This window comes from Vreelandella sulfidaeris Esulfide1 (assembly GCF_054072535.1).
Window position 1 is genome coordinate 1,649,014 of the sequence record NZ_CM133364.1, and the last position, 20,411, is coordinate 1,669,424.

At 54.1% G+C, this 20,411-nt stretch carries 16 protein-coding genes; 14 read left to right on the forward strand and 2 right to left on the reverse strand.

Translation table 11 applies throughout. The features are described from left to right. Positions 1-46: 46 nt before the first annotated feature. A complete protein-coding gene (locus tag ACW44H_RS07595) occupies positions 47-499 on the forward strand; it encodes a SoxR reducing system RseC family protein (RefSeq protein ID WP_457508164.1) in 453 nt (150 codons plus the stop codon). Between the two features lie 82 nt (positions 500-581). Beyond that, positions 582-2,003 (forward strand): DegQ family serine endoprotease, encoded by a 1,422-nt coding sequence (locus ACW44H_RS07600; RefSeq protein WP_457508166.1) that lies wholly within the window; start codon positions 582-584, stop codon positions 2,001-2,003. A 139-nt stretch (positions 2,004-2,142) separates the two neighbouring features. Here ACW44H_RS07600 and ACW44H_RS07605 read toward each other — a convergent pair whose 3' ends face one another. Then, on the reverse strand, positions 2,143-2,643 hold the full coding sequence (locus ACW44H_RS07605) for an MgtC/SapB family protein (protein ID WP_113268096.1): 501 nt from the start codon (positions 2,641-2,643) through the stop codon (positions 2,143-2,145). 304 nt (positions 2,644-2,947) lie between these two features. Here ACW44H_RS07605 and lepA point away from each other — a divergent pair, with 304 nt between their 5' ends. The 7 genes from lepA to acpS all read left to right on the forward strand — a co-directional run bounded on the left by lepA (position 2,948) and on the right by acpS (position 9,216). After that, positions 2,948-4,762 carry a translation elongation factor 4 gene (gene lepA, locus ACW44H_RS07610; RefSeq protein ID WP_113268095.1) on the forward strand — a complete coding sequence of 605 codons (1,815 nt, stop codon included), beginning with the start codon at positions 2,948-2,950 and terminating at the stop codon, positions 4,760-4,762. Between the two features lie 15 nt (positions 4,763-4,777). Then, a complete protein-coding gene (gene lepB, locus ACW44H_RS07615) occupies positions 4,778-5,581 on the forward strand; it encodes a signal peptidase I (RefSeq protein WP_457508169.1) in 804 nt (267 codons plus the stop codon). A gap of 67 nt (positions 5,582-5,648) precedes the next feature. After that, positions 5,649-6,341: a ribonuclease III gene (gene rnc / locus ACW44H_RS07620; protein ID WP_113268093.1), complete on the forward strand. Its 693-nt coding sequence runs from the start codon at positions 5,649-5,651 to the stop codon at positions 6,339-6,341. Beyond that, positions 6,338-7,237 (forward strand): GTPase Era, encoded by a 900-nt coding sequence (gene era, locus ACW44H_RS07625; RefSeq protein ID WP_457508171.1) that lies wholly within the window; start codon positions 6,338-6,340, stop codon positions 7,235-7,237. The genes rnc and era overlap by 4 nt, the downstream gene beginning before the upstream one ends. An 8-nt stretch (positions 7,238-7,245) precedes the next feature. Beyond that, positions 7,246-7,941 (forward strand): DNA repair protein RecO, encoded by a 696-nt coding sequence (recO, locus tag ACW44H_RS07630; RefSeq protein ID WP_113268091.1) that lies wholly within the window; start codon positions 7,246-7,248, stop codon positions 7,939-7,941. Between the two features lie 57 nt (positions 7,942-7,998). Continuing rightward, positions 7,999-8,835 (forward strand): pyridoxine 5'-phosphate synthase, encoded by an 837-nt coding sequence (pdxJ, locus tag ACW44H_RS07635; protein WP_457508173.1) that lies wholly within the window; start codon positions 7,999-8,001, stop codon positions 8,833-8,835. Between the two features lie 3 nt (positions 8,836-8,838). Then, positions 8,839-9,216: a holo-ACP synthase gene (gene acpS, locus ACW44H_RS07640; RefSeq protein WP_113268089.1), complete on the forward strand. Its 378-nt coding sequence runs from the start codon at positions 8,839-8,841 to the stop codon at positions 9,214-9,216. A gap of 73 nt (positions 9,217-9,289) precedes the next feature. Here acpS and ACW44H_RS07645 read toward each other — a convergent pair whose 3' ends face one another. Next, entirely contained in the window at positions 9,290-12,040 is a 2,751-nt protein-coding gene (locus tag ACW44H_RS07645) for a response regulator (protein WP_457508175.1), read from the reverse strand. Between the two features lie 91 nt (positions 12,041-12,131). Between ACW44H_RS07645 and cysM the strand changes: the two genes are divergently transcribed. The 5 genes from cysM (at position 12,132) to ppc (ending at position 20,358) form a co-directional block, all read left to right on the forward strand. Next, a complete protein-coding gene (gene cysM, locus ACW44H_RS07650) occupies positions 12,132-13,052 on the forward strand; it encodes a cysteine synthase CysM (RefSeq protein ID WP_457508177.1) in 921 nt (306 codons plus the stop codon). Positions 13,053-13,054: 2 nt separating this feature from the next. Next, entirely contained in the window at positions 13,055-14,455 is a 1,401-nt protein-coding gene (rlmD, locus tag ACW44H_RS07655) for a 23S rRNA (uracil(1939)-C(5))-methyltransferase RlmD (protein WP_457508179.1), read from the forward strand. Positions 14,456-14,540: 85 nt separating this feature from the next. Beyond that, positions 14,541-16,817 carry a GTP diphosphokinase gene (relA, locus tag ACW44H_RS07660; RefSeq protein ID WP_457508181.1) on the forward strand — a complete coding sequence of 759 codons (2,277 nt, stop codon included), beginning with the start codon at positions 14,541-14,543 and terminating at the stop codon, positions 16,815-16,817. Next, a complete protein-coding gene (mazG, locus tag ACW44H_RS07665; RefSeq protein WP_457508971.1) occupies positions 16,817-17,671 on the forward strand; it encodes a nucleoside triphosphate pyrophosphohydrolase in 855 nt (284 codons plus the stop codon). Before relA ends, mazG begins: the two co-directional genes overlap by 1 nt. A gap of 38 nt (positions 17,672-17,709) precedes the next feature. After that, complete coding sequence (gene ppc / locus ACW44H_RS07670) at positions 17,710-20,358, forward strand: phosphoenolpyruvate carboxylase (protein ID WP_457508183.1); 2,649 nt, start codon at positions 17,710-17,712, stop codon at positions 20,356-20,358. The last annotated feature ends 53 nt before the right edge of the window (positions 20,359-20,411 follow it).

Below are 20,411 nucleotides of genomic sequence, written 5' to 3' on the forward strand. Positions count from 1 at the left end.
TAGTAGTCATTCATGCCAGTAGTCATTCATGCAAGGTAAGAGAAAAATGATGGCGTCTGCTTACTGTGCTTCTTTGCTTCGCGAAGGCATTATTGTCGACTATGCCCCTCGGCATCTTATTGTAGAGATTTCATCTCAAGAAAATTGTGAGCAGTGCGCTCAGGGTCGAGGGTGCGGGGTCGGATTGCTGGCGCGTCGTCGAAGCCAGCGCATTGCCGTAGCGTTACCCGTTAAAGCCCACGGTATTGAAGAGTGTTATCCCCTCGGAAACCAAGTCACCATAAGCCTGCCTCGTGCTTCCGTCACGCTGCTGGCTTTTTTTGTCTATGCGCTGCCGTTAATGCTCGCATTGCTGCTATCCGGCATAGCTTCATTCGTTAGTTCCATGATTTGGCTAGCGCCGCTGGTTTTTTTCATTGCCTTGGGTGGCGGTGCTCTCGGTGTGAAATGTCTTTTGCACGGGCGAAGGGAACGCTTTCGCCCGCGCTTGGTCAGTTAGTTCGTCAATTTAGATCTCCGGAATCACAGTGTGAGTTGTTGATCTGCCTTTGATTAATATTACCTTAAGTAGGAGCTCCTGGATGAAGCGCTTGATTCTCCCTTCCACGCTATGGGTCTGTGTGATGGCGTTGCTAACCTTCGGTCAAGCAGCCAATGCACAGGGTTTACCTGATTTTACCGAGTTGGTTGAAGAAGCCGCCCCTGGGGTGGTTAATATTTCTACCAGCAGGACCGTGCAAAGAACCAGTACACCTGGGTTTGGTGGTCAGGAAATTCCCGAAATTTTCCGTGATTTTTTTGGAGATAACTTCGGGGACCGTTTTCCCGCACCGCCCGGCAACGGGCAAGGACGTTCTGAAGAACGTCAGTCGTTAGGCTCGGGTTTCGTCATCAGTGAAGACGGCTACGTAATGACGAACGCGCACGTCGTGCAGGATGCCGATGAAATACTGGTACGTCTCAACGATCGTCGCGAACTGAATGCTGAGGTGATTGGCAGCGATCCACAAACCGACGTGGCGCTACTAAAAATCGATGCAAGTGACCTGCCCACGCTTACCCTGGGAGACTCTGATGAGCTCAAAGTAGGTGAATGGGTCGCTGCGATTGGCTCACCTTTTGGTTTTGATCACTCTGTCACTGCGGGGATTGTCAGTGCGATTAACCGTACGTTGCCGCGCGATGCCTATGTGCCGTTTATTCAAACAGATGTAGCGATCAATCCCGGCAACTCCGGTGGTCCGCTGTTTAACTTAGACGGTGAAGTGGTGGGTATTAACTCGCAAATCTTCACTCGTAGCGGTGGCTTTATGGGCGTTTCATTTGCTATCCCTATCAACGTTGCCATGGATGTTGCTGAGCAATTACGTGAAGATGGCCGAGTTAACCGTGGCTGGCTTGGTGTCATGATTCAGCCCGTGTCTCAGGACTTGGCAGAATCTTTCGGCATGGAAAGTGCCGTTGGTGCATTGATTGCAGATCTTGATCCCGAAGGCCCAGCGGCTCAGGGCGGTCTCCAGGCGGGTGATGTTATCCTTGAGGTTAATGGTGAAGAGGTTGAGCGCTCAAGTTCGCTGCCGCGTCTGATTGGCAAGGGCGCGCCCGGTAGCGAGGTGGAACTTACCGTAATGCGAGACGGTGAAGAGCTGACAGAATCAGTCGAGTTGGGCAGTTGGCCCGATGCCGAGCAGCAGGTTGAACAATCCGGCGGCAATAACCAAGCGCAATCACCGCTTGGCATGGTAGTCGCTGAAATTGATGACGCAATGCGTGAGCAACTGAATGTTCAGGGCGGTGTGGTCGTTCGCCAGGTTGAGTCTGACAGCGTGGCTGCCAATGCGGGGATTCGTTCAGGCGATGTGGTGGTTAGCATCGATCATCGCAGCGTCTCCTCTTCTGAGGAATTGGTAGATATCGTCGACGAGTTGCCAACTGACCGTGCCATTCCTGTCCGGTTATTCCGCGATGGACATTCACTGTTTGTAGCGCTACGTCTGGAATGACACGTTTTAAATAACATTGCTATTTACGCTCCTGGTCCGGCGGTTGTCGCCGGACCACGGTTGTTAGCCAGCGCTCATCGTATTGGCGGCTCAACTAACCGCGCCTTGTTCCCCCACCTCGCTTTCCTGCCTCTTTTAATCAGTCCTCAGGCTTCTTCTTACTTTCATCTCTACGAACCTTTTTCTCAGCATGGCTCTCTAAAATTTCTTGCTCGAACCGACCTAAAACCACCATGATGATCAATCCTATGATGGTGACCATGCCAGCCAATGGGAAATTGTTGGTACCTGCGGCAACGCCGATGGCGCCCGCCAGCCAGATCGAAGCGCCTGTCGTAATCCCTTGAATGTGAGCGCCGCTGCGAATAATACTGCCAGCGCCCAGAAACCCAATACCTCCAACCACACCCTCAACAACGCGATTTGGATCAATACTTGCCGCGCGTCCCCCTTCATCGCTGCCAAACAAAACACTCAAGCCAACAATGATGAAAGCGGATGAGCCCAGTGATACCAACATATGAGAGCGGAGACCCGCCGGTTTGCCGCGAAGCTCTCGCTCCAAGCCAAGGCACAGTGCCAGGCCGGTGGCAACCAATAGGCGGGTGAGCATATCTAGTATGGGAATTTCAGTCTCCATGTCGCTCCTTTCCTTACTTGTTTTTTATCCTGTTCTGATCTTATCCGTTAGCATACTTAGCATAGATACAAACCTATGCAATGAAATAGACGAAACTGGCTTGCTTTATGCGTACATAGACCTGGAAGAAAGCGGGGTGCAGGCGGTTAGCAAGTGAGTGGAGAGTAGTTATTTTTTACATTTTTTGATGAACATAGCACCGGCACCCCGCTAACGGTACAATGTCATCAAATTTCGACTGCGCAACTCATCATCTTATTTTTAATTGTACAACGTTGCGGACACACCCGGATTAAAACGGCAAATGACCCAAGAAAACGATAGCAAGATCAAGCACATCAGAAATTTCTCTATCATCGCCCATATTGATCACGGTAAATCGACGCTCTCTGATCGTCTGATCCAGACCTGTGATGGGTTGACTGCGCGTGAGCTTAAAGAGCAAGTGCTCGATTCAATGGACATCGAACGCGAACGCGGCATCACTATCAAAGCGCAGTCGGTTACGTTGGACTATACCGCTGCCGACGGTCAGGTTTATCAGCTGAACTTTATCGATACACCGGGCCATGTTGACTTCTCTTACGAAGTTTCACGCTCGCTCTACGCCTGTGAAGGGGCGCTGTTGGTCGTCGATGCAGCGCAAGGAGTCGAGGCGCAGTCGGTTGCCAACTGCTATACCGCGATTGAACAGGGGCTTGAGGTACTACCTGTACTGAACAAAATCGATTTGCCTCAAGCCGACCCCGACCGAGTGGCCCAAGAAATCGAAGAGATCATTGGTTTGGATGCTACCGATGCCTGCCAAGTCTCGGCTAAAAGCGGGATCGGTATTGATGCGTTGCTTGAACGCTTAGTACGTGATATTCCGCCGCCGAAAGGCAACCCGGATGCACCCTTGCAAGCGCTAATTATCGACTCCTGGTTTGATAACTATCTTGGCGTGGTCTCATTGGTACGTTTATTTGATGGCACGCTGCGCAAAGGCGATAAAATTCGCATTAAATCGACGGGGCGCGACTGGGGTGCGACGGAAGTCGGTATCTTTACGCCGCTACGTAAGCAAACTGATATTCTGCGCGCTGGCGAAGTCGGCTTCATAGTCGCCGGTATCAAAGAAATTCACGGTGCGCCGGTGGGCGATACGATTACCCACACCAAAACACCTGATGTAGAACGTTTGCCGGGTTTCCAAAAAGTGAAGCCGCAGGTCTATGCCGGGATGTTTCCGGTCAGTGCCGACGATTATGAAGATTTTCGTGATGCGCTTGAGAAGCTTGCGCTCAATGATGCCTCGCTTGCGTATGAGCCCGAGAACTCCGATGCACTAGGCTTCGGTTTCCGCGTGGGCTTTCTGGGCACGCTGCACATGGAGATTGTTCAGGAGCGCCTGGAGCGTGAGTATGATATTGACCTGCTCACCACTGCGCCGACGGTTGTCTATGAACTCGCGATGAAAAATGGCGACGTACAATACGTCTCCAATCCTTCCAAACTGCCCGACATGGCCGACGTGGACGAAATGCGTGAGCCTGTGGTGCGTGCCAGCATCCTGGTTCCCCAAGAGTACGTGGGTAACGTGATTACCGAGTGCGAGCAACGTCGTGGTACACAGCTGGATATGCAGTTCTTAGGTAACCAAATTCAGCTGGCTTACGAACTGCCTATGTCAGAAGTGGTCATGGATTTCTTTGATCGTCTGAAATCGATCTCGAAGGGGTATGCGTCGCTTGAATACAACTTCGAACGCTTTGAAGAAGCCAAGTTGGTGCGTCTTGATGTGCTTATTAATGGCGATAAAGTCGATGCGTTAGCGGTGATTATTCACCGTGATCACGCCCACCAGCGTGGCCGTTTGCTAGTGGAAAAAATGAAAGAGCTGATTCCACGGCAAATGTTTGACGTCGCGATACAGGCCGCCATCGGTGGTCAAGTAGTGGCGCGCTCAACGGTGAAGGCACTGCGTAAAAACGTCACGGCTAAGTGTTATGGCGGCGATGTTAGCCGTAAAAAGAAACTGCTCGAGAAACAGAAAGCGGGTAAGAAACGCATGAAACAAGTAGGGCGTGTGGAAATTCCCCAGGATGCCTTCCTTGCTGTGCTCAAGGTTAACGACTAGGAAAGAACGCCACTCATGGATTTTTCATTACTGCTGGTACTTGCCGTTGCGCTCTCGGGCGTTGTTTACCTGTTGGACGTGTTGTTATTAAAGCCCAAGCGCCGCCAGCGTTTTGCTACAGCGGAGGCCAATACCCAGGAAGGGCTGGATCCAGCAACGAGCGAAAAGCTGCTTAAAGAGCCTTGGCCAGTTGATTACGCCCGTTCGTTTTTTCCGGTGCTACTGATAGTACTTATAGTACGTAGCTTTATCATTGAGCCTTTTCAGATTCCCTCGGGCTCAATGCGACCGACGCTTGAAGTAGGTGATTTTATCCTGGTCAACAAGTTTGCCTATGGGCTGCGGTTGCCGGTGGTAAACACCCGCTTTATCGAAATAGATGACCCCGAGCGTGGCGACGTAATGGTGTTTCGTTTTCCTGATGAACCCTCGGTGAATTTCATCAAGCGAGTGGTTGGTGTGCCGGGAGACCGTATCCGTTATGAAGGCAAGCAGCTTTACCTCAATGGTGAACCGGTCGCCAAACAACTGATCGAAGAAGGGCCTGACGCTTCGCCCGAGCAGTTATTATTAGAAGAGCAGTTGGGTGATGCCGAACATTTTATTTACAACAATCCACGAGACCCTGGACCGCAAATGCGTGAAGTGCAAGTCCCAGAAGGGCACTACTTTATGATGGGCGATAATCGCGATCACTCCAATGACAGCCGTTACTGGGGCTTTGTCCCGGAAGAGAATATTGTCGGACGTGCCTTTGGTGTGTGGATGCATTGGGATGGCGGGTTACCAAGTTTCACCAGCGTGCGACGCATTGAATGAAGTGCCTGCTTACGTTGTGTTTAGTCAGTTATGTCACTTTAGTTAACGTCAATGACGTAGGAGAGCTGTGAGTAATTCCTTGAACGCTTTTTGCCGACGAATCGGCCATACCTTTGGCGACGCTACGCTATTGGAATTGGCCTTGACCCACCGCAGCTTCGGTGGTCGTAACAATGAGCGCCTGGAATTCCTGGGTGACTCCATTGTCAACTTTGTGATCGCCGAAGCCTTGTTCCAGCGTTTTCCCCAGGCGCGAGAAGGACAGCTCTCTCGCCTGCGCGCGAGGTTGGTGAAAGGCCAAACCTTGGCAGAACTGGCCCGGGAAATGGAATTCGGTGAGTGCTTACGGCTTGGTTCTGGCGAGATGAAAAGCGGTGGGCATCGCCGTGAATCGATCTTGGCGGATGCGGTTGAAGCCATCATCGGTGCTATCTATCTAGATGCTGGTATGGATGTCGTGCGCGACCGGGTATTGGATTGGTACTTCGAGCGGCTGGGGAATATCTCTCTACAAGATACCCAAAAGGATCCAAAAACGCGGTTACAAGAGTTTTTGCAATCGCGCCAAGCCGCATTGCCGCGGTATGAAGTTGTCTGCGTGAAGGGCGAGGCGCATGCCCAGACCTTTACCGTGGAGTGCTACATTGACCTCTTGGTTGAGCATACCACTGGTAAGGGGCCTAGCCGACGCCATGCTGAACAGCAAGCGGCAGAAGAAGCATTGTCGTATCTCGAAAAAAGCCCCGGAGAAAAATCATGAGCCAAACTTGCGGCTTCGTTGCCATTGTCGGCCGTCCCAACGTGGGCAAATCGACCCTCATGAACCGTATTTTGGGGCAGAAGATCTCCATCACCTCACGGCGTCCCCAAACCACGCGCCACCAGGTAATGGGGATTAAAACGGAGGATGAGACCCAGTTCATCTATGTCGATACGCCGGGCATGCACATCATGTCCAAGGATCGTAATAAAGCCATTAACCGCTTTATGAACCAAGCGGCTACTCAGGCACTGCGCGACGTAGATTGCGTGGTGTTTATCATTGACCGCACTCGCTGGACCGAAGAAGACCAGGCAGTATTGAAACGCCTGGAACACGTCAAAGCGCCGGTCATTCTGGCGGTTAATAAAGTCGACCGCCTGGGCGAAAAAGGTGATTTGTTGCCGTGGCTGGCCGAGGTAGGTGCCCGTCGCGATTTTGCCGCCATCGTGCCTATTTCTGCCAAGCATGGTACTCAGGTAGATACGCTTGAAGAGGAGGTGGCCAAACATCTTCCCGAAAGCGTTCACTTCTTCCCTGAAGATCAGATCACTGATAAAAGCTTGCGCTTTATGGCCGCGGAACTAGTGCGTGAAAAGGTGATGCGCCAGTTGGGCGATGAACTGCCTTACCAGATGACCGTTGAGATTGAAGAATTCCGCGAGACAGAGCGGGTGACGCATATCAGCGCGCTCATCCTTGTCGAGCGACAGGGGCAGAAAGTTATTTTGATTGGTGAAAACGGCGATCGACTCAAGAGCATTGGTCGTGAAGCGCGTCTGGATATGGAGCGTGCGCTGGGTACCAAAGTGATGCTCAATTTGTGGGTGAAAGTGAAGCGTGGCTGGTCGGATGACGAGCGCGCACTGAAAAGCTTGGGTTACGATCTCGATTGAGTGTAGCAATGTCGCCAGAGCCGGCTTTTTTACTCCACCGTCGGCCATACCGTGAAACCAGTGCACTGGTAGATTTGTTAACCCTTAATAACGGCAGAGTGCGCGCTGTCGCCCACGGTGGTCAGCGGCCCGGTTCAAAATCGCGCCAACGTTTGCAGCCTTTTACTCCGCTTTTCGTGACGTGGCAGGGCAGCCGTGAGCTAAAGCGGCTCACGCTGATGGAGTCACGCGGTCAGACGGCATTGCTGGCGGGTGAAGGTTTATTATGCGGGCTTTACGCTAACGAAATTGCCACACGGCTATTGCCGCTCGAACTGCCTGCAGCCGATGTGTTCGCGTTTTATACGGCGTTACTGGAAGCCTTACCAGCCCCTGCGGAAAGGGCGTTGGCATTGCGTCGCTATGAGTGGGCGCTGCTAGAGGCGCTTGAGGCCACGCCGCAGTTTACGACACCAGAGGGTAGCGTTTTGGATCCTCAGCTCCGCTACCGCTTTGACGCCGCCAGCCGGGCATTTATAGCCGCCGAGCGCGGGCTCGATGGAAGAACGCTACGCTACATTGAGCAGGGTGATTGGCAGCATGAAGGGCTTGCCAATGCGTTAAAAGCGGTAATGCGCGCCGCGCTGGCGCCACATCTGGGTTCCACTGTTTTACGCTCGCGGGAGCTAATGCTCGACTTAGCTCGGCGTCGTCATCGCCCATAAACGGATACTCGGATACTCATATCCCTAACCTTTTTTCTTTATTGCATTGGAGGCACCATGCACCCCCCTCGGATCCTGTTAGGCGTCAACATTGATCACATTGCGACACTTCGCCAAGCCCGAGGCACCCGCTACCCTGATCCCGTTCAAGCCGCCTTAGTGGCTGAAGAAGCGGGGGCTGACGGCATTACGGTGCATCTGCGTGAAGATCGTCGGCATATCCAGCTTCGTGATGTGCGCATTCTGGCCGAAGTGCTTAATACGCGCATGAACCTGGAAATGGCTGTCACCGAAGAGATGCTGTCTCTGGCCGAGGAGATACGCCCCGCGCATGTCTGTTTAGTGCCCGAAAAGCGCGAGGAACTGACCACTGAGGGCGGTTTGGATGTGGTTGGCGGCTTCGATGCTATTGCCAGCGCTTGCCAGCGGCTGAGTGCAGCTGGCTGCGATGTATCTCTGTTTATCGACCCTGACATTGAGCAAATTGATGCTGCCCAGCGGGCCGGGGCACCCACCATTGAGCTGCACACAGGGGCCTACGCAGAAGCCCGGCCAGGCAGCCATGAAGCGAATGCGGAGTATCATCGGCTAACGACAGCGGCCACCCATGCCGTCACGTTGGGCTTGGTGGTTAATGCGGGGCACGGTTTGCATTACCATAACGTGGAAGCGATTGCGGCCCTACCTGGCGTTAATGAACTTAACATTGGCCATGCCATCATCGCCCGTGCACTGTTTGTTGGTTTGAAAGAAGCCGTGCAGGAAATGAAGCGCTTAATCATCGCAGGCCAGGAAGCAGGTTTGATGGCGGCACTGGATGCGCATGACCTTGAACACGATCACGAGCATGCCGATCATGCTGAGCACGTACATAATGGCTGCTGCGGGCATTAACCGATGATCGTTGGGATTGGCTCTGATATCGCGCGTGTTGAGCGTTTTAAACGAGCCGTGCAACGGCACGGCCCGCGCTTTGCTCAGCGCATTTTAGGGCCCGATGAACATGCGCTTTGGCTGCAAAAATCTCAACCTACAGCATTTTTGGCTAAACGCTTTGCTGCCAAGGAGGCATTCGTTAAAGCCCTGGGACTAGGCTTACGCCAAGGAATGCAGTGGGGCGAAATTCAGGTTATTAACGATGCTCTGGGTAAACCGTATTTTCTGCTTAGTGGTGAAGCCGAGCGACTACTGACGGTGGCAGGCGTCACAACCAGCCATATCACTTTGAGTGATGAGGCGGAGTATGCAATCGCCTTTGTTGTGCTGGAACGTTAACAGTCTCGTGATTGAACTTCCGTAATTAACTTCTATTCGTTATTAACTTCTGTTCGTTGTTAGCTCTCGTGGATTAGTGCCTGAGAAGAAGCGGGCGGTGCGTGCGTAGCCTTGCCATTGCCTGGTATAGATCCTCCAGTAGTTGCTCGACGTGTTCCAGGCCAGTGGTGCGTAGCCGGGTTTCCAATGTCTCGACCAACAAGGCCAGCTCCGGCGCTCCGCAGTAGCGGCTGGCGCCATTTAAGCCGTGTACCCAATCGAGCAATGTCGGCAAATTTTGTTGCGCAAAAGCAGAGCGCATATGCTGTTCACTTTCATCTAAGCTATCGATGAGCCGTTTTAGTTGCTCGCGCGCCAGGTATTCTTTGCCCCCTGCCAGGCGCGCGCCCATCTCAAGATCAACGACAGGTAGCGTGGCGGGAGCCGTGTGGCTAAATCCCGGCTTATGGGCGGCTTTGCTGTTGGTTTTTAGTGTAGGTGTTGAGTGACTAGCGGTTAGCCGGTGGGTAACCCCCAAAAAGCGCTGAAGTAATAGATGTAGCTGTTCTTCATCAATGGGTTTCGTCAGTACGTCATCCAGCCCCTCCGCAAGCCATTTCTGTCGCTCGCTAGTAAGCACATGCGCAGTGACCGCAATAATCGGACAGCGGGCCCAGGTACTGCTAAGTCGGCGCAGCGCCTGAGTTGTTTGCACGCCATCCATCCCCGGCATGCGGATATCCATCAACACCATGTCAACATTTTGAGTTCGTGCAAATTCCAGCGCTTGGTAGCCGCTTTCCACCGTGGTCACGTGCAAGGTCGGGTCTTCAAGCATCGTTTTGAGCAGCTCACGATTCGACGCATTATCGTCGACAATCAATAGCGTGAGAGACTGAGAAGCATTGGGCAGCGCTAATAACGTCTCGGCAGTTTTGTTTTTCGCTGCGCCAGGTAATAGAAGCTGCTTCAGCGAGGTGACTAACTGGGCGCGAGAAAAGGGTTTGTAAAGAATCTCGCCGCCATGAGGTAAGTGTAGCGACGGCAGATCGAAACTATTGCCGCTGGCTAAAATTAATACCGGGCAAGATGTTTGGTCAATGATTGTTTGCCAGTGGCTGTGGCGTTCGGGGCTAAAATCGCCGATCTCCAATCCTAATATGAGCAGTTGCGCTTGCTCAGGATCATTGAATGCGATCGGCTTCGCTTCCCAGCGTTGTAGCAGATGTTCGAGTACATGTCGGGTAGGCGCATGGGTTTCATATAAGCGAATAGTCGGGTAAGGCAGGCTAATTTCCGGGGGGCGTTCGATAGCTTTGTGAGCTAGCATAGGCAGTGTGAAGGAGAGGGTAGTGCCTTTACCCAACTCACTTTCCATCTCTATTTCGCCCCCCATGCGCTCAATAAGTTGGCGGCAGATAGTAAGGCCGAGGCCACTGCCGCCAAAGTGGCGTGAATGACTGGGTTCAGCTTGGGAAAAAGCTCTGAATAACGCCTTTTGGTGATCGTCGCTAAGGCCAATCCCCGTGTCGCTAACGCTGAGATTAAGCACCACATGCTGGCCTTCCTGGTTATCCAGCATAACACGGACAATCACTTCACCTTCCTGAGTGAACTTGAGCGCGTTACTAATCAAATTATTTAACACTTGATGAATACGCAGCGGGTCACCGCATAGCGGCGTGGGAACATCGTCATAGACCATCGCCACTAGGTGTAATTGTTTGCGCTGAGCTTCTGGAGCATGCAGCCCCACCACTTCATCCACCAGTGCCACGATGTCGATATCCGCCTCTTCAAGGGTAAGGCGATTAGCTTCCAGTTTGGAAAAGTCGAGTACATCGTTCACTAGCATGAGCAGGTTGTCGCAAGCCCGGTGTACGTGCTGTAACCACTCCTGCTGACGTTTGTCCAGAGAAGAGCGACCCAGTAATCGGCAAAAGCCGATAATGCCGTTGAGTGGGGTGCGTATCTCGTGACTCATATTAGCTAAAAACTCGGATTTCACCGCATTAGCGCGCAGTGCACTGCGGTGTGCCAAATCAAGCTTGATATTCTGCTCTTCAATGGTTTCCATTGACTCTTGCAGCTCGCTGGTTGCTTGCTCGATTTGGGTTTGCATATCCCGCTGAGCCTGCTGAAAATGCTCAGCAAGCGCATTAATATGGCTGGTCAGGTGATGAAGCTCTGGGGTATTAGAGGGCGCCAGATGTAGCCGATAGTCACCACGAGATAAGCGGTAAAGAGCCTGGTTGGCTTCCTCTATAGGGCGAGTGGCATAGCGGCTAATGGAGAAAGCGATTAAAAACATCAGCAGGCCCAGTAGCATGCCGCCCAAGCTAAGGCTTGCAATCAGTTTATAACGCCCCAGGGTAAGCGCCCGCGTATCGACCTCTATGTCCAGCCAGCCAATGTAGCCAGCGCTTGCACTAACCTGATCCGCATTGAATTGATTGGCATGGTTGCTGGGAACACCCAGGGGTAAACGCAGTCGCCAAGCGTCTTCCTCCAACAGTAATTGTTTTTCGGCAGGTGCGTGAAGGGGTGGTGGCGTGGTTTGGCCGGCTAATAACACACGATTGCCTTGCTCGTTAAACAGCCCAACCGTACGCACCCCTTTTTGATTGAGTAGTTGTTGCGTCATCGTTTCCAGGCGCTGTGAATCACCTTCTGCAAGCGCCTCAGCTAAGCTTGGAGCAAGTAACTCGCTTGCAGCTTCCAAGCGCTCTTGCAGTGCGGTTCGAGCTTCCGTATCACTCTGTATAACTAGTAATACCGCCATCGTGGCGTATACCAGAAGCGGGAAACCGAGCAAGGCAAACAGAAGACGGGTGTTCAAGGACATGAAAAGAAGCTCGCTGATTCAATAAGGTTGCCTGTCAAGCTCAAGGCAGCACCGATATAATGCAGCATAATGGTGACGATAAGGAATATTCATGAATGATCTTAAGGGCTATCTCAAGAGCTATCCCACGTTAGAAGAGGTGGTAGGCAACACGCCTTTAGTGCGCCTGAAGCGTATTAGCGCCGGTCGCAACAATACGTTGTTAGCCAAGCTTGAGGGCAATAATCCTGCTGGGTCGGTCAAGGACCGCCCCGCACTCTCCATGATTAGCGAGGCAGAAGCCCGTGGCGATATTACCCCCGGCGATACGCTAATTGAGGCGACCTCAGGCAATACCGGCATTGCGCTAGCGATGGCAGCGGCGATTAAAGGCTACAAGATGGTATTGGTAATGCCTGAAAATGCCTCGGAAGAACGTAAACAGGCAATGGCAGCCTATGGCGCTAAGTTAATTTCTGCCAGCAAAGCGGGGGGCATGGAAGAAGCGCGCGATATAGCGGATGACATGATCGCCAAAGGTGAAGGTAAACCGCTAAATCAGTTCGCTAACCCGGACAACCCGCTAGCGCACTACCGCACCACCGGTCCTGAAGTATGGCAACAAACCGGGGGTGAGGTGACTCACTTTGTGAGTTCAATGGGCACCACGGGCACTATTATGGGTGTGTCCCGCTATTTAAAAGAGCAGAATCCGTCGATTCAAATTGTCGGTTTGCAGCCTGCCGATGGTGCCAGTATTCCCGGTATTCGCCGTTGGCCCCAGGCGTACCTGCCGGCCATTTTTGAAGCGCCGCGGGTGGATGTCACCCTGGATATCGGCCAGCAAGAGGCCGAAGAGCACATGCGGCGTTTGGCCCGTGAAGAGGGCATCTTGGCCGGGGTTTCATCGGGTGGTAGCTTGGCCGGTGCGTTGCGCATTGCTGAGCAAACGGAAAACGCAGTGATCGTATTTATCGTCTGTGACCGCGGTGATCGCTACCTATCGACTGGCCTTTTTGCCCCAGGAGTATAACGATGGCCATGTTGGGAAAACGGCGACCGCCCAGGCCCGCGTCAGGTCATTCGGGGTTAGCACGCACGCCGGGCGGCAAAGCACCGCACACGGCAACTGAAGATGCTTCACCGCTTGTCATTGAACGCTTAGCGCATGATGGTCGTGGCGTTGCCCATTCTGCCAACGGTAAAACCGTATTTGTTGATCAGGCATTGCCCGGTGAGCATGTCGACGTGGCAGTTCATCTGACCCGCAAACGCTTTGACGAAGCGCATATTAAATCTCTGCTGACAACGTCGGAGCAGCGGGTCACGCCGCCTTGCCCACATTTTGGCCACTGCGGCGGCTGCGATTTACAACACTTAAACGTCGATGCCCAGCGCGCCCATAAGCGAGACGTCGTGCGCGACCTCTTTGCTCGCCAAGGTATTACGCTCAAGGACATCGGCTCGATTCAAGGCGATGACCAAGGCTATCGCCGCCGTGCGCGGCTGGGCGTCAAAGTCGATAGCCAAGGCAATACGCGCCTCGGTTTTCGCGCCGCGCATAGTCACCGGTTGGTGGATATCGAGCGCTGCCCGGTGTTGGTGGATTCCTTACAGCAGTTATTAACGCCACTGCGTGAATTGCTGGAAAGCTTAGATGCTCCGCGCCAAGTGGGGCATATCGAATTGCTGGCAACAGCGACCACTCAGGTGGTGTTAGTGCGTCAGTTAAAAGAGCATTCGCAAGATGCCGAGCGCTGGCAAGCCTTTGCCCAACACCAGCAGGTGGCCCTAGGCACTTGGTTGGGGCGTGATACCCCCACATTGCACTGGAATAGCGCAGCGCCTGTGCTGGAAGAGTCGCTAGTGCTCGATGGCCAAACACCACTTAGCTTAAGTTTTGCACCGGGCGATTTTTTACAGGTCAACGCCCAGGTTAATCAGCAAATTGTCGCCCGGGTCATAGAGTGGTTAGCGCCGCAGCCAGAGCAAAAGATTCTCGACCTGTTTGCGGGTATTGGTAACTTCAGCCTGCCCATCGCCGCCGCTGGCGCTAAGGTTCACGCAGTGGAAGGAAACCCTGCCATGGTGGCGCGGATTGCTATCAATGCGAAGCATAACGAGCTGATGGTTAGTGGTCAGCAGGCCGACTTGAGCGACCCCGGCAGCGTTAAGCAGCTACTGGATGAACATGCTGATTCCGATGCGCTCGTGCTTGATCCCCCGCGCAGCGGTGGTGAAGCGATTTGTCAGGCGTTGGCACGTCACCCGGTCGCCAAGGTGGTCTATATTTCCTGTGACCCCGCAACGCTTGCCCGGGATGCGGCACATCTTGTGCATGCGGGTTACCGGGTTAAGCAAGTAGCAGTGGCGGATATGTTCCTTCACACTGCGCATATGGAAACACTGGTGCTTTTTGAAGCTGATGTGGATTAAAGCCGGGGCCAGCCGTTGGACTATTGCTTCAAACCACGGTGCAGGCCGTGTGGAGGCCGTCTCCCTGAAAGGATGAGTAATTGTCATGGTGAAAGTGCGTGAAGACCAGCCGCTAACCGCTAGCGGAAAGGTGGATATACAGCAATGGTTAACACGTCTTCAAGAGGATGTGCGTCTACGTGATCCTGAGCGCTTAGCCGATGCCTGCGAGCTTGCCGAGAAGTTAGAACTTGAGGCCCCACGCCATCATCGCGTATGGCTGACACCTGGCTCTAGCTTCCGTATGGGCCTGGAAATGGCCGATATACTGGGTGATTTGAAACTGGACCAAGCCACCCTGGAAGCCGCCGTGCTCTACCGCGCAGTGCGGGAGGGGTTGCTGAGTCTTGACGCAGTCACAAAACGCTTCGGTGCTGAAGTGGCCAGCCTGATTGACGGCGTGCTGCAAATGGCCGCTATCAGCTATCCGCTGGCGCCTGATCATGGCATGGGCCAACACAACCAGCAGGAAAACCTGCGTAAGATGTTGGTCAATATGGTGGGAGATGTACGCGTCGCGCTGATCAAAATTGCCGAACGTACCTGTGCGCTGCGCCAGGTAAAAGACGCTCCACGGGAAAAATGTTTACAGGTTGCCAGAGAAGTTGCTGATATTTACGCACCTCTGGCTCACCGCCTTGGCATCGGCCAGCTTAAGTGGGAGCTGGAAGATCTATCGTTTCGTTACTTGCACGAAGATGAATACAAAGCGATTGCCAAGCTGCTGGCGGAAAAGCGCCTCGACCGTGACCGCTATATTCACGATGTGGTGGAAACTATTAAAGGCTTAATGGAGGCCCAGCACATTCACCGTTACGACGTGGATGGTCGGGCCAAACATATTTACTCGATCTGGCGCAAAATGAAGCGTAAACGGATCGATTTTTCACAGGTTCACGACGTACGCGCGGTGCGTATTCTAGTACCGGAGGTAGCCGACTGCTACACCGTGCTAGGCATCATTCACTCGCGCTGGCACCACGTGCCGAACGAATTTGACGACTATATCGCCAACCCCAAAAAGAATGGCTATCAGTCATTGCATACCGCCGTGATGGGCCCTGAAAACAAGGTGCTCGAAATTCAAATTCGTACCTTCGCCATGCACGACGAAGCGGAGCTGGGCGTCTGTGCCCACTGGCGATACAAGGGGCACGATACCAACGCCAAAAGCCGTAGCTACGAAGAGAAAATCGCTTGGTTGCGCCAGGTATTGGAGTGGCAGGACGAAGTGGGCGGTTTTGGTGACCTGCGCGAAGGTCTCTCCAGCGATGTGGCCCCTGACCGTATCTATGTCTTTACCCCCGACGGCCACGTCATTGATTTACCGCGCATTGCCACGCCTATCGATTTTGCCTACCGCGTGCATACCGAAATCGGTCACCGTTGCCGTGGCGCCAAGATTAATGGACGCATCGTACCGCTTACCTACAAGTTGAAAACTGGCCAGCAGGTGGAGATTCTTACTGCTACCAAAGGTGGCCCAAGCCGCGACTGGTTAAACCCCAGCTTAGGGTATGTGCGCACCTCCCGGGCGCGGGCCAAAATCCAGGCGTGGTTCAAGCACCAAGCGAGGGATCAGAATCTTGACGAAGGGCGCGCATTGTTTGAACGCGAAATGCGTCGCCTGGATGTCGAGGGGCTCGACCTGCCCAAGCTGGCCAAGGCCGTTAACTACCTTAATGCTGAGGATATGTACGCCGCGATTGGTGCCGGTGACCTGCGTATCGGCCAAGTGCTGCATCAGGCCCAGCAGTTGTTTGGTGAAACCGACGACCAGGATCAGCTTAATCGCCTACTTGCCAAGCCTAAGCGGCAATCCAGCAAAGCCACCAAAAGTGACATTACGGTACTGGGCGTCGGCAACCTGAAAACCAGTATGGCGAACTGCTGCCGACCGGTGCCCGGCGAGCCAATCATCGGTTTTATTACCCAGGGCCGCGGTGTCACCGTACACCGCCAGGATTGCAGCAATATTCTGCAATTGCGCCTGGACGAGCCTCAGCGCATTATCGAAGTAGAGTGGGGCGAACGCGCCCAGACCCGCTATCCGGTGACCATCGAAATTCAGGCCTGGGACCGCTCGGGGCTGCTTCGTGATGTGACGGGTCTGCTCGGAAATGAAAAAGTGAATGTACTTGCCGTGAATACCTTAACCGATACCGATGAGGGCATTGCCCGACTGCGCATAACGCTGGAAGTCGACGGGCTGGAATCTCTAGGACGACTGTTTTCACGCATCCAGCAATTGCCCAACGTCACCGAAGTCCGCCGCTTGCGCAATGCCGACCCGGAACAGCAAGTACGTAAGGGAGGGGCATGATGCGCCATCGTATGGAGGACCTGCTGACGCTCATGCAAGTACTACGCGACACTGAGCAGGGCTGCCCGTGGGACTTGCAGCAGAACTGGGATAGCATTGTGCCGCACACGCTAGAGGAGGCCTACGAGGTCGCCGATGCCATTGAGCGGCGCGCCTTTGACGAGCTACCCGGTGAACTGGGCGATCTGCTTTTTCAGGTGGTCTATTACGCTCAGTTTGGGGCAGAAGAGCAGCGCTTCGACTTTGACGATATTGTCGATACGCTTACCGCCAAGATGCTGCGTCGCCATCCGCACGTCTTTCCTGAGGGCACCCTGGCTTCCCGCCGCCCGCCAGGTGTAAGCGCCGAAGAGGTGCAAACTCAGCAGGTCAACAGTCGCTGGGAGTCGTTGAAGGCTGAAGAGCGTGCGGAACGCACGGCCAATACGCCCTCAGTTCTCGACGACGTACCGCGCACACTGCCTGCTCTCAGCCGCGCCGCCAAACTATCCAAACGTGCCGCACGGGTAGGGTTTGATTGGCCTGATGCTCGCGGCGTAGTGGCAAAAATTCGTGAAGAGCTGGCGGAGGTAGAGGAAGCGCTCGCCGCCGGTGACCAACAGCATGCTCAAGAAGAAGTCGGCGATTTATTGTTTGCGGTGACCAACCTTGCACGCACCCTGAACGCTGACCCGGAACAGTGCCTGCGCAAGACGAATGCCAAGTTTGAGCGTCGCTTTCGTTATGTCGAGGGCGAGCTGAGCGCTGCTGGTCGGCCGCTAGTGGAGGCCTCTTTAGACGAGATGGAAGCCCACTGGCAGGCAGCCAAAGCACTAGAAACCCAGCCACAAGAAAAACAACCTACCCAATCCTGATCTAATAATGACGCGACCCCTGCAAGGAGGCCATGCTAATGAGTCACGACCTACACGAATCTCTGCGCGATAACGTGCGTATTCTGGGCGATAGCCTGGGGCGAACCATTGCCGACGATTTGGGCCAAGCATTTGTCGATAAGATTGAAACGATCCGTGCGCATGCCAAGCGCGGTCGCCAGGGTGATTCTCTACAGCAACGAGAATTGATCGAATATCTTCGCCAGTTACCTGAGCATGACCTACTGCCGGTCACCCGGGCGTTTAACCAATTCTTAAACCTCGCCAACATTGCCGAGCAGCACTATCGGGCACGCTTTCGTCGAGTCGAGGATTACAAGCCCGGCTCTCAGCCGGTGCTGGGCGAACTGCTAAAGCGTGCCCAGCAAGCGGGTAACTCACCGCGTAAGCTGGTCGAAACTCTCGCCAATATGCGCGTCGAGCTGGTGCTGACTGCGCACCCTACGGAAGTTATCCGCCGAACGCTGATTCAAAAATATGACGCTATTGACGAGTGCCTAACCGCTATTGAGAGTTCGGACGATTACCCCGAACGTGGTACTCGCGCCCAAGGACGTTTGGAAGAGCTGATTAGCCAGGCATGGCACACCGATGAAATTCGCCATGAGCGGCCCACCCCGGTCGATGAAGCCAAGTGGGGCTTTGCCGTCATTGAAAATTCACTCTGGCAAGCAGTGCCGGACTTCCATCGGGATTTGGATAACCTGTTGTTGGATACGGCTGGCGAGCGCTTGCCTCTGGATGCCGCACCGATTCGCTACGCCTCGTGGATGGGCGGCGACCGGGACGGCAACCCCAACGTGACCGCCCGGGTAACACGCGAAGTATTGCTGCTGGGCCGCTGGATGGCCGCCGATCTTTACCTGCGCGACCTTGAGCAGCTGAAAACCGAACTCTCCATGTGGAAAGCCAACAGCGCGCTAAAAGCCGAGGCGGGCGATGTCACCGAGCCGTATCGTGAAGTGCTGAAGCGCCTGTTGGCAAAAATGGAAGCGACCCGCGATTGGGCCAAAGCAGAGCTTGAAGGGTATAACTATGATGGTGGGCCGATTATCGAAACCCGCGATCAGCTCTACTCACCGCTGCTCGCCTGCTACCGTTCACTGTGTGATGTCGGCCTCGATACCATCGCTAACGGCGCGCTGCTCGATACGCTACGCCGGGTGGCTGTATTCGGCGTAACGCTGACCAAACTGGATCTCCGCCAGGAGGCCAGCCGCCACGCACAGGTGATTGAAGAGCTGACCAGCGCCCTTGGCCTGGGCCATTACCAGGAGTGGGATGAAACCAAACGTCAGGAGTTTCTGCTTGCCGAGTTAGCCTCGCGCCGGCCACTCATTCCGCGTCGCTGGGAATGCTCGGCTGAGTCTCGCGAAGTATTGGATACCTTTAAGGTGATCGCTCAGGAGCACTCCGAAGCCCTGGGAACCTACATTATTTCCATGGCTGCTGAGCCCTCGGACGTGCTCACCGTGGCACTGCTAATGAAAGAGGTAGGCGGACAGGTCACGCTGCCTATCGCACCGCTGTTCGAAACCCTCAACGACCTGGACCACGCAGGCGAAGTGGTAGATAAACTGCTCTCAATCCCTGGCTATCGTTCGCTTATCGATGATCGCCAAGAAGTCATGATTGGCTACTCCGATTCAGCCAAAGATGCCGGTCAGTTAGCTGCTGCTTGGGCGCAGTACCGGGCTCAAGAATCGCTAGTCAACGTATGTGAGCATCATGGTGTCGATTTAACCTTATTCCACGGTCGTGGTGGTACCGTTGGCCGGGGTGGCGGTCCGGCTCACGCAGCGATTCTCTCCCAGCCCCCCGGTTCGGTAAACGGTAGCCTGCGGGTGACTGAGCAAGGCGAGATGATCCGCTTCAAGTTCGGCCAGCCGGATATTGCGCTGCGTTCTATGGAAATCTACGCCTGTGCGGTATTGGAGGCCACGTTATTGCCGCCTCGCACGCCTGAACCCCACTGGCGTGATGAGATGGACCAGCTGGCCAAGGTCGCACATGGCGCTTATGTGGGCGTGGTACGGGAAGATCCTGATTTTGTTCCCTACTTTAGGGCAGTAACGCCGGAAGGTGCTTTAGGCAGGTTGCCGTTAGGCTCGCGCCCCACCAAGCGGCGCCAGGATGGCGGTGTTGAAACCCTGCGGGCGATCCCATGGATCTTTGCGTGGACGCAGATTCGCTTAATGCTGCCCGCGTGGCTGGGCAGCGGTGAAGCATTCTCAACACGCTTAGAACAACCCGGTGGGCGCGATGTGCTGCAAGAAATGCGCAATGAGTGGCCTTTCTTCGGCACCTATTTAGACATGCTTGAAATGTTGCTGGCCAAAGCCGATGTGGCGATTGCCGCTTACTACGAGCACCGTCTTGTCGACGAGCCCTCGCTTAAAGCATTGGGTAAAAAACTGCGTGAACGCTTTGAGCGCTTGGAAGAGGCCGTACTGGATATATTGCAGCAGGAAAAGCTGTTGGAGAACACGCCGCTGATTCGCCAGGCTATCGATGTTCGTAACCCCTACATTGATCCGCTACATGGCTTGCAGGCGGAGCTGCTGCAGCGTAATCGCGACGCCGATGGGGCGATTAGCGCCGATCTTTCCCGGGCCTTGATGGTTACCATGGCAGGGATTGCCGCTGGCTTACGTAACACGGGCTAAATTTTTAAATTCACCGCGCGCTAGCGCAACTTCCACTGAACAGGATGGCGACA

What these genes read in the sequence shown, in the direction of transcription:
- ACW44H_RS07595 (WP_457508164.1), top strand. Translation starts at nt 47, where the DNA reads ATGATGGCGTCTGCTTACTGTGCTTCTTTGCTTCGCGAAGGCATTATT.
- cysM (WP_457508177.1), top strand. Translation starts at nt 12,132, where the DNA reads ATGAATGATCTTAAGGGCTATCTCAAGAGCTATCCCACGTTAGAAGAG.
- ACW44H_RS07645 (WP_457508175.1), bottom strand. Translation starts at nt 12,040, where the DNA reads ATGTCCTTGAACACCCGTCTTCTGTTTGCCTTGCTCGGTTTCCCGCTT.
- recO (WP_113268091.1), top strand. Translation starts at nt 7,246, where the DNA reads ATGTCGCCAGAGCCGGCTTTTTTACTCCACCGTCGGCCATACCGTGAA.
- relA (WP_457508181.1), top strand. Translation starts at nt 14,541, where the DNA reads ATGGTGAAAGTGCGTGAAGACCAGCCGCTAACCGCTAGCGGAAAGGTG.
- mazG (WP_457508971.1), top strand. Translation starts at nt 16,817, where the DNA reads ATGCGCCATCGTATGGAGGACCTGCTGACGCTCATGCAAGTACTACGC.
- ppc (WP_457508183.1), top strand. Translation starts at nt 17,710, where the DNA reads ATGAGTCACGACCTACACGAATCTCTGCGCGATAACGTGCGTATTCTG.
- era (WP_457508171.1), top strand. Translation starts at nt 6,338, where the DNA reads ATGAGCCAAACTTGCGGCTTCGTTGCCATTGTCGGCCGTCCCAACGTG.
- ACW44H_RS07600 (WP_457508166.1), top strand. Translation starts at nt 582, where the DNA reads ATGAAGCGCTTGATTCTCCCTTCCACGCTATGGGTCTGTGTGATGGCG.
- acpS (WP_113268089.1), top strand. Translation starts at nt 8,839, where the DNA reads ATGATCGTTGGGATTGGCTCTGATATCGCGCGTGTTGAGCGTTTTAAA.
- ACW44H_RS07605 (WP_113268096.1), bottom strand. Translation starts at nt 2,643, where the DNA reads ATGGAGACTGAAATTCCCATACTAGATATGCTCACCCGCCTATTGGTT.
- lepA (WP_113268095.1), top strand. Translation starts at nt 2,948, where the DNA reads ATGACCCAAGAAAACGATAGCAAGATCAAGCACATCAGAAATTTCTCT.
- rlmD (WP_457508179.1), top strand. Translation starts at nt 13,055, where the DNA reads ATGGCCATGTTGGGAAAACGGCGACCGCCCAGGCCCGCGTCAGGTCAT.
- pdxJ (WP_457508173.1), top strand. Translation starts at nt 7,999, where the DNA reads ATGCACCCCCCTCGGATCCTGTTAGGCGTCAACATTGATCACATTGCG.
- lepB (WP_457508169.1), top strand. Translation starts at nt 4,778, where the DNA reads ATGGATTTTTCATTACTGCTGGTACTTGCCGTTGCGCTCTCGGGCGTT.